Source organism: Micromonospora sp. DSM 43699, assembly GCF_055517075.1.
In genome coordinates this window covers 1-15,680 of sequence record NZ_JBTMMT010000102.1, presented here as the reverse complement: position 1 = coordinate 15,680, position 15,680 = coordinate 1, and the positions used below count along the sequence as shown (strand labels likewise).

Here is a 15,680-nt window from a genome sequence, read left to right as displayed (position 1 = left end):
GGGTGGGGGTGGGGGTGGGGGGTCAGGGGTCGGTGGTGAGGCGGGCGTGCAGGTGTTCGTCGTGGCGGTGGCCGTCGCCGTAGCGGTGGGACTCGCGCAGGGTGCCCTCCAGCCGGTAGCCGGCGCGCTCGGCGACCCGGCAGGAGGCGGGGTTGGCCACGGCGTGGCACAGTTCGATCCGGTGCAGGTCGAGGTGGGTGAAGGCCCAGCCGGTGAGCGCGTGCAGCGCCCGGCCGGCGACCCCGCGTCCCCGGGCCGGGGCGGCGGTCCAGTAGCCGACGGCGGCGTTGTCGTGCCGGATCTGGTGTACGGAGACCGAACCGAGCAGCGTCCCGTCGGTGCCGTCGGTCACCGCGAGGGAGACGTGGCTGCCGTCGCTCCGGTCGGCCCGCCTGGCGATCCACCCGGCGGCCTGCGCCAGGTCGGTCACCCCCTGCCCGTTCCACCGGACGATGTCGGGGTCGACCAGGGCGGCCAGCACGGCCGGCGCGTCCGCCGTCCGCCAGGGGCGCAGCAACAGGCCGGCGGTGGTGATCTCCACGGGTTCCACCCGGGCAGTCTGGCAGGTCGCCTGGCGACCACCCGTCCGACTTTCCTTCAAATACCGAAGTTCCGCACCTCAAGTACGACTGTCTCGCCGCTCACACCACCCAAGGAGGGCTTGTTTAAATTTTAAGGAGTGCTACTGTTCGGGGCATGACGGAGAGCCTGGACAGCGAGCGGATGGCCTGCTGGCGTGCCTACATCGAGGCGAGCCAGCGGCTGTTCACCCAGCTCGAAGAGGACCTGCGCGCCGACGGGGAGCTGAGCTTCGCCGACTACCACGTGCTGGTCCTGCTCTCCGAGGCGCCGGGCCAGCGACTGCGCATGGGTGAGCTGGCCGGTCGGCTGGTCTTCTCCCCCAGCCGGCTCACCTACCAGATCTCCACCATGCAGCGGCGGGGTCTGGTCGCCAAGCAGTCCTGCCCCGGGGACCGTCGGGGCAGCGAGGCGGTGCTCACCGCCACCGGGCTGCTGACCCTGCGCGAGGCCGCGCCGGGGCACCTCGCCTCGGTCCGGCGGCACCTGATGGACGACCTCGACGACGCCGAGGTCACCACTCTGACCCGGGTCTTCGATCGACTCGGCCGGCGGCTACGCGCCGACCGGGACGCGTCGTCCACCCACAGCGACACCTGAGGAGCCCGAGATGCCCGCGATCACCGTCGACGACGTCCTCGTCCTGCCCCGCCTGCCCCGGCTCGACGAGACCACCAGCTACCGGCCGGTCCGCCGGCTGACCACCGCCCCCAGCGGTTACGAGGGTGAGGGCTTCCCGGTCCGCCGGGCCTTCGCCGGGGTGCCGATGTCGGATCTCGACCCGTTCATCCACCTCGACCAGATGGGCGAGGTGGACTACGCGCCGGGCGAGCCGAAGGGCACCCCGTGGCACCCGCACCGGGGCTTCGAGACGGTCACCTACATGATCGACGGGATCATGGACCACCAGGACTCGCAGGGTGGTGGCGGCACCATCACCGACGGCGACACCCAGTGGATGACCGCCGGCAGCGGGTTGCTGCACATCGAGGCCCCGCCGGAGCACCTGGTGGCCAGCGGTGGGCTCTTCCACGGCCTCCAGCTCTGGGTCAACCTGCCCCGGGTGGCCAAGATGATGCCGCCGCGCTACCAGGACATCCGGGGGCGGGAGTCGACCCTGCTGACCACGCCGGACGGCGGCGCACTGGTCCGGATCATCGCCGGTGAGGTCGCCGGGCACCAGGGGCCGGGGTCGACGCACACCCCGATCACCATCGCCCACGTCACGCTCCAGCCCGGTGCGGAGCTGAGCCTGCCCTGGCGGTCCGACTTCAACGCCCTGGTCTACGCGCTCTCCGGTCGGGGCACGGTCGGCACCGACCGACGTCCCTTCCAGGGCGGCCAGTTGGCCGTGCACGGTCCGGGCGACGCGCTGCGGATCACCGCGGGGGGCAAGCAGGACGGCAACACCCCGGCCCTGGACCTCTACCTCATGGGCGGAAAGCCCATCCGGGAGCCGGTGGCGCACTACGGGCCGTTCGTGATGAACACCCGTGCCGAGCTGATGCAGGCCTTCGAGGACTTCCAGGCCGGCAAGCTGGGCGTCGTCCCCGCCCAGCGGCTGCCGCACACCGGCGGCCAGGGCGACCGCCCCTGACGGCACGCGGCAACCCGACGGGCGTCCCGGTTCCACCGGGGCGCCCGTTTCGGGCGGTTCCGCCGCGGGCAGATACAGGCGGCGGAGGCCGTCAGGAGACCGCGAAGATCCCGGCAACCCCGAGGATCACCATGAGCAGTACCGCCAGGATCGCGCCGCGTTCGCTCTCGACCGCCTGGGTACGGTCCTGGGTCGCGGGGTTCGTCGTCTCGGCGGGCATTGCGGTGCCTCCTCGGCGTTCGCGGTCTGGGGTGCGGCAGGCCACCCGCCGGAGCGGTTCCGGGCCACCCGGAGTGCGCTCCGCTGGTGGGGGTCCTACCGTGAGGACGTCGTCGACCTCGGGAGGTTGGAACGTGGCGATCGAGGACTGGTTCCTGACCGCTGAGGAACGCGCCAACCCGGCCTCGGGGTTACCCGTCTGGACGACCGGAAACCTCGCCGAGCCGCTGATTCACGGCGTGGCGTACTTCGACCGGCTGGTCAGCGCGGTGGAGGCTCTCGACGCGGGCGACCACCTCTTCTTCACCGACTGGCGGGGCGACCCGGACGAACTGATGCGCCCGGACGGCCCGACGGTGGCCCAGCTCTTCGCGCAGGCCGCCCAGCGTGGGGTGGTGGTCAAGGGGCTGCTCTGGCGTTCCCACCTCGACACGCTGTCCTACAGTGAGGCGGAGAACCGCGACCTGAGCGAGACGATCAAAGCCGCCGGCGGTGAGGTGCTGCTCGACCAACGCGTCCGGCGGGGCGGGTCGCACCACCAGAAGCTGGTGGTGCTGCGTCATCCCGACGACCCGGAGCGGGACGTCGCCTTCGCCGGCGGGATCGACCTGTGCCACAGCCGCCGGGACGACGCCGACCACCACGGCGACCCGCAGCCCCTGGCCATGTCGCCGCGGTACGGCCCGCACCCGCCCTGGCACGACGTGCAGCTCGCCGTCCGGGGGCCGGCGGTCGGCGCGCTGGACACCACGTTCCGCGAGCGGTGGACCGACCCGATGCCGTTGGACTCGGAGAACCCGCTGGCCTACCTGCGGGACCGGCTGCGCGGCTCCGACCTCAGCCCCGACCCGCTGCCCGCCCAGCCGGCCGACCCGCCGCCCTGCGGCCCGCACCGCATCCAGGTGCTGCGCACCTACCCGGCGGTACGTCCCCGGTACTCCTTCGCCCCGGACGGCGAGCGGACGGTGGCCCGCGGCTACACCAAGGCGGTACGCCGGGCCCGCCGGCTGATCTACCTGGAGGACCAGTACCTCTGGTCGACCGAGGTGGCCGAGCTCTTCGCCCAGGCGTTACGCGACAATCCGGACCTGCACCTGGTCGCCGTGGTGCCCCGCCACCCGGACGTCGACGGCGCGTTGGCGCTGCCGCCGAACATGGTGGGCCGGGAGCAGGCGCTCTCGCTGTGCGAGCGGGCCGCCCCGGACCGGGTGCACGTCTTCGACGTGGAGAACCGGGCGGGCGATCCGGTCTACGTGCACGCCAAGGTCTGCGTGATCGACGACGTCTGGGCGAGCGTGGGCAGCGACAACTTCAACAGGCGGTCCTGGACGCACGACAGCGAACTGTCCTGCGCGGTGCTCGACGAGACCCGCGACGAGCGGTCCCCCGTCGACCCGGCTGGCCAGGGCGACGGGGCCCGGGTGTTCGCCCGGGACCTGCGGCTGCGGCTGTGGCGGGAGCACCTGGACCGGGATCCGGACGGCGCCGACGACGCCGACCTGCTCGACCCGGCCAGCGCGGTCGAGGCGATCACCTCGACCGCCGACGCCCTCCAGCGGTGGTACGACGCCGGCCGGACGGGCCCCCGGCCACCGGGCCGGCTGCGCCCGCACCGGTCCGAGCGGCTGCCCTGGTACACCCGGCTCTGGGCGCTGCCGGCGTACCGACTGGTCTACGACCCCGACGGCCGGCCGCTGCACGCCCGACGGAAGGGCACCTGGTGAGCGTCCGAGGATACGCAGTTGCGACGGGGGCGGGTGGGCGGCGAAGCCAGCAGCGGTCACGCCGGGTCAGTCCATCCCGGTGCGGATGATCACAAACCGTGCGAACCGTGTCCGATATTGTGATTTCATGACTGAAAATCACTTAAGTACATCAGCCTTTCGGCTAGATATCCCCTCACCGATCAGGCTATGGTGACTCCCGAACGGCCCATCTGAAGTTAAACCGAAGCGTCACGTCTTTTGTCCGCGGACGAGGTGCAGGGAGGACCACCAATGACCGCGCCAACCATGAGCGAGCAGGCGACCACACAGCCGGCCACCACCGAGAAGCTGGACCCGCGCGCCCTCACCGACAGCGCCGCCGACCTGCTGAACGCGATGGCCGCGCTGCCTGCCAACCACCCGTCCCGGGCGGCGCTGCGGGACCGCGCCATCGAGGCCTGGCTGCCGCTGGCCAACCACCTGGCCCACCGCTACAGCGGCCGGGGCGAGCCCACCGACGACCTGGCCCAGACCGCCGCCGTCGGCCTGATCAAGGCGATCGACAAGTTCGACCCGTCGCGCGGCGTCGACTTCGCCGGTTACGCGATCCCGACCATCATCGGCGAGTTGAAGCGGCACTTCCGCGACCGCACCTGGGACATCCGGGTGCCCCGTCGGCTCCAGGAGCTGCGGCTGGCCATCTCCGACGCCAACAGCTCGCTGTTGCAGACCCTCGGCAGGTCGCCGACGGTCGCCGACATCGCCGCCCACCTCAAGCTCACCGAGGAAGAGGTCCTGGAGGGCCTGGAAGGCGCCCGCGCCTACAACGCGGTGTCGCTGTCCACCCCGACCGGCGACGGTGACCGCGCCACCGAGCTGGGCGACATGCTCGGCGGCGAGGACAACGAGTTCGAGCTGGCCGAGCTGCGGGTCGCACTCGGCCCGGCGCTGGCCACCCTCGACGAGCGTGAGCAGAAGATCCTCACCCTGCGCTTCTACGGCAACCTGACCCAGTCGCAGATCGCCGACCAGATCGGCGTCTCGCAGATGCACGTGTCCCGGCTGCTCGCCCGGGCGCTGACCAAGCTGCGCGGTCAGCTCGACGGCACCTACTAGGGGGTGGAGGCGGTCACCGACCCACCGGGTCGGTGACGGCCAAGACCACCGGGCCCGGTCGGCGGTTCGCCGGCCGGGCCCGCTCGGCTCCGGAACCAGAGCGGCCCCGACGCGCATGCGTCGGGGCCGCTCGGTCGTCGTGCGGGTCAGGCGCTCGCCGGGTCCCGCCACATCGGATAGAACGGCGTGCCGTCCGGCAGCCGGAAGACCTCCCGGAGCCGGTAGCCGTGCCGGGCGTAGAGGTCCCGCCCGGCTTCGCTGCTCGCCTCCAGGTAGCCGGGCACCCCGTGGGCGTCCAGCCAGGCGTGATGGTGACCCAGCAGGGCGGTGCCCAGCCCCTGCCCCTGACGGTCCGGCCGGACCGCGAGCAGGGCCAGGTGGTGGTGGTCGGGATGCGGGTGGTTGGCGGCGAACAACTCGTCGAGGTGCCGGAACCGGGGGGTCCACTCCCCGCAGGCGGCGGCCAGCCGGTCGTCGTAGTCCACAGGTGCCGGCGACTCGTCACCGACCTGCGGGAACCAGACGGCCACCGCGTCCCGGTCGGCGGTGCCGAAGACCAGCCCGTGCCGCATCGCGTGGTCGACCAGGATCTCGAAGTTGTCGGCGAACACGGCCTCCCGCTTCGCCTCGTCCGGCACCAGCCAGTGGGTCGCCGGCAGCACCAGGAACGCCTCGGCGATCCGCTCGGCGACCCACCGGGTGTCGGCGGCGTCGAGCCGCTCGATGGCCACCCGGCTCATCGCCGGGCCTCCACCGGCACCGGCCCGTCCACCGGCAGCGTGAACAGTGAGGTGGCGGCGCTCTCCGCGCCCCGCCCGATCCGGGCGTAGACGTCGGGTCGGTGGGACCGCAGCACCATGCCCCAGAGGATGCCGATCAGCGCGGCGACCGGGTAGACCCCCGGGATGATCCAGCGCAGCGGCGAGTCCGGCGCGACGCCGAGCAGGGTGGCGAAGTTCGCCACCGCCACCGCGACGATGGCCGCCAGCGCGACGGTGGCCAGCGCCGGGGCGATCGCCCGCCGCCACAGCGACTCCGAGGTGTCGGACCGGGCGAAGTAGACGATCACGGCGACGCTGGTGCTGGCGATCAGCAGCAGCACCCCGAAGCCGCCGCCCGTGCCGGCGTAGTAGAAGAGCTGCACCACCGGGTCCCAGCCGTTGACCGCGTACAGCACGATCACCAGCAGGCCGAGCAGGCTCTGGGCCAGCGATGCCACCCGGGGCGCCCCGGTGCGCGGCGAGGTCTGCCCGAAGGCGGCTGGCAGCACCCGCTCCCGGCCCAGCGCGAAGGCGTACCGGGCGGTGGTGTTGTGGAACGAGATCATGGCAGCCAGCACGGAGGTCATGAAGAGCGCCTGGCCGATGGTGACCGCGGTGTCGCCGAGGTGCGCGGCGGCCAGGTTGAAGATCAGTTCGATGCTCTGCTCGCCGGCGGCGGCGGAGATGTTCTCCGGCCCGACGGCCACGGTCATCGACCAGGAGGAGAGCGCGTAGAGCCCGGCGATGATCGCCACCGAGAGGTAGGTGGCCAGCGGCACCGTCCGCTTCGGATCCTTGCTCTCCTCGCTGAAGACCACCGAGGACTCGAACCCGACGAACCCGGTCATGGCGAGCACCAGCAACGCACCGGCCCCCGGCACCAGCAGGTTCGACGGGGCCAGCGCGGCGAAGCTGGTCGAGCCACCCTCCGGGTGGCTGAGCTGGCCCAGGTCGAACACGAGGATCACCACGATCTCGGCGATCAGGAGGAACGCCAGGACCAGGCCGTTGACGTCCACCCGCAGCAGGCCGAGGAACGCGACGAGCGCCCAGGCGACCAGGGCCACCACGGCCCAGTGCGGTTCGACGCCGAAGAGGGTGCCGAGCACCGGGGCGGCCGCAGCGCCGATCGCGCCGTAGAGGCCGACCTGGAGGGCGTTGTAGGCGACGAGCGCGACCCAGGCCGCGCCGACGCCGGCCGGCCGGCCGATACCCCGTGAGACGTAGGCGTAGAACGCACCGGCGTTCTCCACCCGACGGGCCATCGCCACGTAACCCACGGAGAAGAGCGCCAGGACGGCGCCCACGGCGAGGAAGGCCAGCGGCATCCCGGTGATGCCGGTGACCGCGTAGCCGGTGGTGACCACGCCGGCCACCACGGTCAGCGGCGCGGCGGCGGAGAGGACGAAGAAGATGACCGACGGCACGCCGAGGCGGCCACGGGCCAGGGCGTCACTGACGTTGCTGGGTCGAACGACTGTCGGATGGGGGGGCATGGGGCTGCTCCGGGAGAGGGGAGAGGAGGGGGAAGGGGGTGGCGCGGCGAGGTCAGGGGATGCCGCGCAGCACCGCCGCGCCGACCGCGGCCTCGGTGTGCACGACCAGTTCCTTCAGGGGGGCGGGCAGCGACTGGACCAGGGTGGCGAGCCGGTGGTGGGCGCGCGGGCCGGCGCTCCACAGCACCTCACGGGTCAGCCCGGCGGCGGCCACCAGCCCGAGCAGGGTGGTGTCCGACACCAGTGGCTGCTCCGGCCGCTCGACCAGGGCCCGGAGCCGGGTCGCCGGCCAGGCGGCGGCGTTGAGGTCGATCGGCAGGTAGCTGACCGTGGTCCGCAGCAGCCGACGGTTCTCCTGCCGGCGCAGCACCCCGGCGCGGGCCAGTCGTTCCCCCACGGAGGTGGTGGACGACTGGGACAGGAAGGAGAGCCAGGTACGCACCGCCTGGTGCTGCGACTCGCCGATCAGTTGGTCGAGCACTGTGTGGGCCAACGCGTCGGCCGGGGGACGCCTGTCGATCACGGCGACCATTCCACCGGAGACGGTGATCTGTCCGAACAGGATCAGCTCGGCGAGCAGCCCGGCGGCGAGACCCAACCCGGTGGCGCTCGGGTGGAGCTTGGCCTTGCCCCGGTTGTCGTTGTGCGCGATGAGAAAGAACTCGTCGGCGACCAGCAAACGAGCCTCCCACGCATTGTCCATAGATGATCCACGCCGGGTGACAGGATGCCTCCACAATGGCGTCTTTGCAACTCCCGGATTCAAAGGTTGCACTCCGTGCTCGGGTGACCTGCGGATCTTGTCGTGACAGACTCGGAGGGTGACCGCCAGCCCCACCGTTCGCCGCCGCCGCATCGCCCGAGAACTCCGCCAACTGCGGGAACGTGCGGGGATGACCCTCGACGTGGCCGCCCGCCAACTCGACATGTCCAAGAGCAACCTGTCCCGGATCGAGAACGCCCAGATCGGCATCAAGCCCCGCGACGTGCGCGCCGCACTGGCCCTCTACGAGGTGACCGGCTTCGATGCCGAGGCGCTCATCGAGATCGCCCGGGGTGCCCAGCAGCGCGGTTGGTGGCAGAACTACAGCGACGTGCTGCCCGAGTGGTTCGAGTTCTACGTCGGCCTGGAGGCGGAGGCGGAGAGCCTGCGTACGTACGAGGCGGAGTCCGTCCCCGGGCTGCTGCAGACCGAGGCGTACGCCAGGGAGATGTTCCGTCGCACCGCGGGCGAGGAGGGGGTGGAGCGCAAGGTGGCCGCCCGGCTGCGCCGACAGGAGGTGCTGCACCGGGAGTCTCCCCCGGTCGAGTTGTCGGTGGTGCTCAACGAGGCGGTGTTGCTGCGCCCGGTGGGCGGGCCGGCCGTCATGGCGGAGCAGCTGACCCACATGGCCCGGATCGCTCAGTTACCGAACGTGACGTGCCACGTACTTCCTTTCGCGTCTGGCGGGCACCCGGCGATGAGCACCCCGTATGTCATCCTCACGTTTGCCGACGCGGCCGACAATTCAGTGGTCTACCTGGACAATCTCACCCTGGGTCTGGCGTTGGAGGAAGCGGTGCACGTGCGCGGGTATACCCTTCTGCACGAGGAGCTGTGCCGGATGGCACTGGATCCGGCGGGGTCGTTGGCCCGCCTGGAAGAGGCTGCTCGTCACTTTGCGTGATCGCACCGCGGCACGCCCTGGGGGGAACGTGAGGTACGGGATGCAGGCGCTGCCTCTGTCCATGATGGACTGGCGGACCAGCAGCCGCAGTAGCGGCAACGGCAACTGCGTGGAGGTCGCCGCGACAGCCGACCGGATCGCGGTACGGGACAGCAAGGACCGGTACGGGCCCGCGCTGGTCTTCTCCGCCGACGCCTGGACAGCCTTCGTCACCGGCATGGAGGCGGTACGCCCGGGGTGACCCCCGGCATGCCACAGTGGCAGTCGTGCTCTCCGACGTACCACTCGACCTGCCGGTCCGGCCGGCGCTGCCACCGCTGCTGCGGGCGCTGACCGGCACCGGCAGCGCGGTCCTGGTGGCCCCGCCCGGCACCGGCAAGACCACCCTCGCGCCGCTCGCGGTGGCCGACGGGGTGGCCGGCCGGGTGCTGGTGGCCCAGCCCCGTCGGGTGGCCGCCCGGGCGGCCGCCCGGCGGATCGCCGACCTGCTCGGCGAGCGGGTCGGCGACCGGGTCGGGTACGCCGTGCGCGGCGACCGCCGGGTCGGCCCCGGCACCCGGATCGAGGTGGTCACCACCGGCCTGCTGGTCCGCCGGCTGCTGCGCGACCCCGAGTTGCCCGGGGTGGACGCGGTGCTGCTCGACGAGTGTCACGAGCGGCAACTCGACGCCGATCTCGCGCTGGCCTTCACCGTGGAGGCCCGCGCGGCGCTGCGCCCCGAGTTGTGGCTGGTAGCCATGTCGGCGACCCCGGAGGCGGACCGGTTCGCCGCGCTGCTCGGCGGCGACGCCCCGGCCCCGGTGGTCCGCGCCGAGGCGGCCCTGCACCCGGTCACCCGGGTCTGGACGCCGCCGCCGCGACCGGTCACGCCGCCGGGGGCGGGCCGGGTCGACCCGGTGCTGCTCGACCACGTAGCCGCCACCGTCCGGCGGGCCCTGCACGAACAGGACGGGGACCTGCTGGTCTTCCTGCCCGGGGCGGGTGAGATCGGGGCGGTGGCCCGCCGGTTGGCCGACCTGACCGACCGGTTGGCCGTCCTGCCGCTGCACGGGCGACTGCCCGCCGCCGCGCAGGACGCCGCACTGCGCCCCGCCGGACGACGCCGGGTGGTGCTCGCCACCTCGGTGGCGGAGAGCAGCCTGACGGTGCCCGGGGTCCGGGTGGTGGTCGACGCCGGGTTGTCCCGGGTGGCCCGTACCGACCTGTCCCGGGGGCTGGGGGCGCTGGTCACCGTGCCGGTGTCCCGGGCCGCCGCCACCCAGCGGGCCGGTCGGGCCGGCCGGGAGGCACCGGGGGTGGTCTACCGCTGCTGGTCCGAGGCCACCCACGGTCGGCTCGCCGCCCAACCCGAGCCGGAGGTCGCCACCGCCGACCTGACCGGGTTCGCGCTGGACCTGGCCGCCTGGGGCAGTCCGGACGGTGTCGGCCTGGCGCTGCCAGACCCGCCGCCGGCCGCCGCGCTGACCGTGGCCCGCGAGACGCTGACCACCCTCGGCGCGATCGACGCCGACGGCCGGGTGACCGCCAGGGGACGGGCCATCGCCGCCACCGGCACCCATCCCCGGCTGGGTCGGGCCCTGCTCGACGGCGCGGGCCGGGTCGGCCGGGACCGGGCCGCCGAACTGGTCGCCCTGCTCGCCGAGGACGGCCTGACCGGGCGGCACGACGACCTCACTGCGGGCTGGCGGCGGTTGCGCGACGAGGTGGACCCCGGCGCCACCGCCCGCTGGCGGGCGGAGGTCCGCCGACTGCGCGCCGCCCTGCCCGCCGCACCGTCGGCCGCAGACCCCGGCCGGACCGGCACGGTGACCGGCCCGGCCCACGCCCGCCGCGCCACCCGCCGGGAAGACGACAGCGGACGGAGCAACGACAGCGGCGACGGGTGGTTGCCGGACGATCTGGCGGCCGGGTTGCTGGTGGGGTTGGCCTACCCGGAGCGGTTGGCCCGGCTGCGCCGGGCCGGCGGGACGTCGTACCTGATGACTGGTGGCACCGGGGCGGAGCTGGCGGCCGGGTCGGCGCTGGCCGGGACGGGCTGGCTGGCCGTCGCGGTCGCCGACCGGTCACCTGGCGCACCCACCGCCCGGGTCCGGCTGGCCGCCCCGGTGGACGAGGCCACCGCGCGGGAGGCCGGCGCTCCGCTGCTGACCGAGGTACGCGAGGTCGGCTGGGTCGACGGCGACGTGCTGGCCCGGGAGGTGACCCGGCTCGGCGCGATCGAGCTGGTCAGCCGCCCCCTGGCCCGGCCGGCGCCGGACCTGCTGGCCGCCGCGCTCGCCGACGGGCTGCGCCAGGCCGGACTGGACCTGTTGACCTGGACCCCGGCGGCCCGGTCGCTGCGCCAACGGCTGGCGTTCTGCCGGCAGGCGTTGGGCGGGGACTGGCCGGAGGTCTCCGATGCCGCGCTGCTCGACGCCGCCGACCGGTGGCTCGGGTCGGAGCTGGCCGCCGCCCGCCGCCGTGCCGACCTGGCCCGGATCGACGTGACCGGGGCGTTGCGGCGACTGCTGCCCTGGTCGCAGGCGGGCCGGCTGGACGAGCTGGCCCCGGAACGGATCGAGGTGCCAAGCGGTTCCCGGGTCCGGGTCGACTACGCCGACCCGGCCGCGCCGGTGCTGGCGGTGAAGCTCCAGGAGACGTTCGGCTGGACCGATGCGCCCCGGCTGGCCGGCGGACGGGTGCCGGTACGGCTGCACCTGCTCTCGCCGGCCGGCCGGCCGGTGGCGGTCACCGCCGACCTGGCGTCCTTCTGGCGTACCGGATATCCGCAGGTGCGCGGGGAGCTACGCGGGCGCTATCCGCGCCATCCCTGGCCGGAGGACCCGACCACGGCCACCCCCACCCGGCACACCACCCACCGCCGACGCTGACCGCTGTCACTCGTCGACGACATCGGCGATCAGCACGGTGATGTTGTCGGGGCCGCCGGCCCGCAGGGCCAGGTCGATCAGGCGGCGGGCGCAGGTCTCCCGGTCCGGGGTCTCCCGGAGCACCTCGGTGAGGGTGTCCGGGCGGACCACGTTGGAGAGGCCGTCGCTGCACAGCAGCCAGCGGTCACCGGCCCGGGGCACCATCGTCGCGTACGACGGGGAGACCTCCTCGCCCTGCAACGCCTGGGTGACCACGGCCCGCCGAGGGTGGCTGGACGCCTCCTCGGGGCTGATCAGGCCCTGGTCGACGAGCATCTGGACGAAGGTGTCGTCCCGGGTCACCTGCTTGAGGATGCTCTCGCGGAACAGGTAGGCCCGGGAGTCGCCGACGTGGGCCAGCGCCAGGCAGCTCCCCGTGCGGGAGAAGAGCAGGGCGGTCAGTGTGGTGCCCATGCCCTGCCGCTCCGGGTCCTCCTGGACCGCCTGGTGGATCCGCGCGGTGGCCAGCTCGATGCCGGTCTGCAACGCCGCTACCAGGGCGTCCTCGGGGGTCTCCACGTCCAGTGGGGCAACCGCGTCGATGGCGATCCGGCTGGCCAGGTCGCCGGCCGCCATCCCGCCCATGCCGTCGGCGACGGCGACGAGCCAGGCACCGCAGTGCAGGGCGTCCTGGTTTCCGCTGCGGATCAGCCCACGGTCGCTCGTCCCGACGGAACGAAGCTTCAGGGTCATGGGTGGCAGCCTGCCAGGCGGAGGGCGTTGTTGTCTCTAGGAGATCAGGAGGACTCCGCGTGGCGCGGTGAATCTCACTGCCGCAGGCGTCGATCCGGGCCGACCCGGCCCGCTTCGACCAGGGCCGAAGGTCATCCAGTCGAATCGATTGACAGGGACGAGACGCGCTGGAAACATCTGGCTGGTATTGGGAGCGCTCCCATCGATGGACGGCGTTTCCACACCTCCACCGCCCGGAAAGGAATCCCGTGATCCTGACCCGACGACGTCGGCGGCATCTCGCGGTACTGGCAGCGACGACCCTGATCCTCACCGGAGCCGGTGCCGGCACGGCCCATGCCGAGGTCCCGCCGGACGCCCCCGAGCAGATCACCAACGGTGACTTCAGCGAGGGCGTCTCGCCCTGGTTCTCCTATGGCACCGGCCCGCTCGACGTCGTCGACGGCCGGCTCTGCGTCACCGTCCCCGCCGGGCTGGCCAATCCGTGGGACGCCGGCATCGGCCACGACGGGGTCCGGCTCAACGCCGGCGCGGAATACAAGCTGGGCTTCGACGTCTCGGCCACACCCGGCCTCACCGTCACCGCCGTGCTCCAGCTCGGCAGCGCCCCCTACACGTCGTACGCGACCGTCCCGGCCGTCGCCGCCCCGACGAGCAAGCGGGTGGAGCAGACCTTCACCGTCCCGGACGACAACCCCAACGCCCAGCTCGTCTTCCAGGTCGGCGGGGCCGCCGCCGAGCAGCGCCTCTGCCTGGACAACGTCTCGCTGCGCGGTGGCGAGGCCGCCCCGCCGTACGTGCCGGACACCGGGCCCCGGGTCCGGGTCAACCAGGTCGGCTACCTGCCCGACGGCCCGAAGAACGCCACGGTGGTGACCGAGTCGACCGAGGCGCTTCCCTGGCAGCTCAAGTCGGCGGCCGGCACGGTCGTCGCCAGCGGCGCGAGCACCCCGCGCGGGGTCGACGCCGCCTCCGGGCAGAACGTGCAGACCGTCGACTTCTCGTCCTACCGCACGCCCGGCACCGGCTACACGCTCGTGGCCGACGGGGAGACCAGCCACCCGTTCGACATCTCCGGCGACCTCTACGACCGGCTGCGCGCCGACTCGATGCAGTTCTTCTACGCCCAGCGCAGCGGCATCGAGATCGACGGTGACCTGATCGGCGAGGAGTACGCCCGCCCGGCCGGCCACCTCGGGGTCGCCCCCAACCAGGGTGACACCCAGGTGCCCTGCCAGCCCGGGGTCTGCGACTACTCGCTGGACGTGCGCGGCGGCTGGTACGACGCGGGCGACCACGGCAAGTACGTGGTCAACGGTGGCATCGCCGCCTACCAGTTGCTGAGCGCCTTCGAGCGGACCAAGACCGCGGAGACCGCCGCCGGTGGCGCCGCGCTTGGTGATTCGACGCTGCGGGTGCCCGAGCGGGGCAACGCGGTGCCGGACATCCTCGACGAGGCCCGCTGGGAGATCGAGTTCCTGCTGCGGATGCAGGTGCCGGCCGGCAAGCCGCTGGCCGGAATGGTCCACCACAAGATCCACGACAAGGCGTGGACCGGCCTGCCGCTCGCCCCGCAGGACGACGCGCAGCCGCGTGAGCTGCACCCGCCGTCGACCGCCGCCACCCTCAACCTGGCCGCCGTCGCCGCCCAGTGCCAGCGCCTCTTCGCCCCGTACGACGCGGCGTTCGCCGCCCGCTGCGGCACCGCCGCGTCGACCGCGTACGCCGCCGCCAAGGCGCACCCGGCGGTCTACGCCGACCCGACCGACGGCACCGGCGGTGGGGCGTACGAGGACAGCAACGTCACCGACGAGTTCTACTGGGCCGCCGTCGAGCTGTACCTGACCACCGGCAAGAAGGCGTACCTGGACGACCTGACCGCCTCGCCCCACCACACCGGTGAGGTGTTCGCCGCGGGCGGCGCGTTCAGCTGGCAGAGCGTGGCAGTGGTGGGCCGGCTCGACCTGGCCACCGTGCCGAACGGCCTGCCGGCCGCCGACAAGGCCCGGGTCCGTGCCTCGGTGACCGCCGCCGCCGACAACTACCTGACCACCCTGCACGCCCAGGCGTACGGCCTGCCGGTGCCGGGTGAGGCGGCAAGTTACGTCTGGGGCAGCAACAGCAACGTCATCAACAACATGGTCGTGCTGGCCACCGCCTTCGACCTGACCCGGGACGCGAAGTACCGGGACGGCACGGTGCAGGCGACCGACTACCTGCTCGGCCGCAACGCGCTGAACATGTCGTACGTGACCGGCTGGGGCGAGCAGAACGCGCGCAACCAGCACAGCCGGATCTTCGGCCACCAGCTCAACCCGGCCATGCCGAACCCGCCGGCCGGCTCGCTCGCCGGCGGCCCGAACGCCGCCCTGCAGGACCCGTTCGTCGCCCAGCTGCTCAAGGGCTGCGCGCCGATGTTCTGCTACGTCGACGACATCAACTCGTACTCGACCAACGAGGTGGCGATCAACTGGAACTCGGCGCTGGCCTGGCTGGCGTCGTTCCTCGCCGACCAGGGTGACGCCAAGGCGGTGGCCCCGCGCACCTGCGCGGTCAGCTACCAGGTGCACGGCACCTGGCCGGACGGCTCCAACACCCAGGTCGTCGTCCGCAACACCGGCGACACCGCGATCGACGGCTGGACCCTGCGGTACGCCTACACCGGCGACCAGAAGGTCACCCAGGCGTGGACGGCCAAGGTGACCCAGTCCGGGGCCACCGTGACGGCGAAGAACGAGTCGTACAACGCGAAGATCGCGCCGGGCGGCAGCGTGACCTTCGGCCTGCTCGCCAGGACCGGCACGCTGGCCAACCCGGCGCCGGACCTGATCACCGTCAACGGCGCCGCCTGCACGGTGTCCTGACCACGGTGTCCTGACCGACGTGTCGACCCTCGGGCCCCGGGCTGCAGCCCGGGGCCCGGGCGCGCCGGGCGGT

General features: G+C 72.8%; 14 protein-coding genes. 8 read left to right on the top strand and 6 right to left on the bottom strand.

The features are described 5' to 3' along the window. Nucleotides 1–22 precede the first annotated feature (22 nt). Nucleotides 23–550 carry a GNAT family N-acetyltransferase gene (locus AC0AIB_RS29560; RefSeq protein WP_328348596.1) on the bottom strand — a complete coding sequence of 176 codons (528 nt, stop codon included), beginning with the start codon at nucleotides 548–550 and terminating at the stop codon, nucleotides 23–25. 146 nt (nucleotides 551–696) lie between these two features. Between AC0AIB_RS29560 and AC0AIB_RS29555 the strand changes: the two genes are divergently transcribed. Then, nucleotides 697–1,179, top strand: a complete 483-nt coding sequence (locus AC0AIB_RS29555; protein WP_328348597.1) for a MarR family winged helix-turn-helix transcriptional regulator — start codon at nucleotides 697–699, stop codon at nucleotides 1,177–1,179. Between the two features lie 10 nt (nucleotides 1,180–1,189). Then, nucleotides 1,190–2,176 (top strand): pirin family protein, encoded by a 987-nt coding sequence (locus AC0AIB_RS29550; RefSeq protein ID WP_328348598.1) that lies wholly within the window; start codon nucleotides 1,190–1,192, stop codon nucleotides 2,174–2,176. 91 nt (nucleotides 2,177–2,267) lie between these two features. On the opposite strand, the gene AC0AIB_RS29545 is transcribed toward AC0AIB_RS29550, so the two are convergent. Next, nucleotides 2,268–2,396 carry a hypothetical protein gene (locus AC0AIB_RS29545; protein ID WP_328348599.1) on the bottom strand — a complete coding sequence of 43 codons (129 nt, stop codon included), beginning with the start codon at nucleotides 2,394–2,396 and terminating at the stop codon, nucleotides 2,268–2,270. Between the two features lie 133 nt (nucleotides 2,397–2,529). On the opposite strand from AC0AIB_RS29545, the gene AC0AIB_RS29540 reads away from it, so the two are divergent. Together AC0AIB_RS29540 and AC0AIB_RS29535 are read left to right on the top strand one after the other, a co-directional pair. Then, nucleotides 2,530–4,119, top strand: a complete 1,590-nt coding sequence (locus tag AC0AIB_RS29540) for a phospholipase D family protein (protein WP_465097910.1) — start codon at nucleotides 2,530–2,532, stop codon at nucleotides 4,117–4,119. Between the two features lie 273 nt (nucleotides 4,120–4,392). Beyond that, complete coding sequence (locus AC0AIB_RS29535) at nucleotides 4,393–5,217, top strand: SigB/SigF/SigG family RNA polymerase sigma factor (RefSeq protein WP_328348601.1); 825 nt, start codon at nucleotides 4,393–4,395, stop codon at nucleotides 5,215–5,217. 146 nt (nucleotides 5,218–5,363) lie between these two features. Here AC0AIB_RS29535 and AC0AIB_RS29530 read toward each other — a convergent pair whose 3' ends face one another. From AC0AIB_RS29530 to AC0AIB_RS29520, 3 genes are read right to left on the bottom strand one after another with little or no spacing between them, the layout of a single operon-like run. Then, nucleotides 5,364–5,957 (bottom strand): GNAT family N-acetyltransferase, encoded by a 594-nt coding sequence (locus AC0AIB_RS29530; RefSeq protein ID WP_328348602.1) that lies wholly within the window; start codon nucleotides 5,955–5,957, stop codon nucleotides 5,364–5,366. After that, nucleotides 5,954–7,474 (bottom strand): APC family permease, encoded by a 1,521-nt coding sequence (locus AC0AIB_RS29525; protein ID WP_465097909.1) that lies wholly within the window; start codon nucleotides 7,472–7,474, stop codon nucleotides 5,954–5,956. The genes AC0AIB_RS29530 and AC0AIB_RS29525 overlap by 4 nt, the downstream gene beginning before the upstream one ends. A 52-nt stretch (nucleotides 7,475–7,526) precedes the next feature. Beyond that, entirely contained in the window at nucleotides 7,527–8,177 is a 651-nt protein-coding gene (locus AC0AIB_RS29520) for a GOLPH3/VPS74 family protein (protein WP_328348604.1), read from the bottom strand. 118 nt (nucleotides 8,178–8,295) lie between these two features. On the opposite strand from AC0AIB_RS29520, the gene AC0AIB_RS29515 reads away from it, so the two are divergent. Genes AC0AIB_RS29515 through hrpB form a run of 3 tightly spaced genes read left to right on the top strand, consistent with a single transcriptional unit; the run spans nucleotide 8,296 to nucleotide 12,011 of the window. Then, on the top strand, nucleotides 8,296–9,141 hold the full coding sequence (locus AC0AIB_RS29515; protein WP_328348605.1) for a helix-turn-helix domain-containing protein: 846 nt from the start codon (nucleotides 8,296–8,298) through the stop codon (nucleotides 9,139–9,141). A 40-nt stretch (nucleotides 9,142–9,181) separates the two neighbouring features. After that, complete coding sequence (locus AC0AIB_RS29510; RefSeq protein WP_328348606.1) at nucleotides 9,182–9,382, top strand: DUF397 domain-containing protein; 201 nt, start codon at nucleotides 9,182–9,184, stop codon at nucleotides 9,380–9,382. A 25-nt stretch (nucleotides 9,383–9,407) separates the two neighbouring features. After that, nucleotides 9,408–12,011 carry an ATP-dependent helicase HrpB gene (gene hrpB / locus AC0AIB_RS29505; protein WP_328348607.1) on the top strand — a complete coding sequence of 868 codons (2,604 nt, stop codon included), beginning with the start codon at nucleotides 9,408–9,410 and terminating at the stop codon, nucleotides 12,009–12,011. Nucleotides 12,012–12,017: 6 nt separating this feature from the next. Here hrpB and AC0AIB_RS29500 read toward each other — a convergent pair whose 3' ends face one another. Continuing rightward, complete coding sequence (locus tag AC0AIB_RS29500) at nucleotides 12,018–12,743, bottom strand: PP2C family protein-serine/threonine phosphatase (protein ID WP_328348608.1); 726 nt, start codon at nucleotides 12,741–12,743, stop codon at nucleotides 12,018–12,020. 254 nt (nucleotides 12,744–12,997) lie between these two features. Here AC0AIB_RS29500 and AC0AIB_RS29495 point away from each other — a divergent pair, with 254 nt between their 5' ends. Further along, nucleotides 12,998–15,607 (top strand): glycoside hydrolase family 9 protein, encoded by a 2,610-nt coding sequence (locus AC0AIB_RS29495; protein WP_465097911.1) that lies wholly within the window; start codon nucleotides 12,998–13,000, stop codon nucleotides 15,605–15,607. The last annotated feature ends 73 nt before the right edge of the window (nucleotides 15,608–15,680 follow it).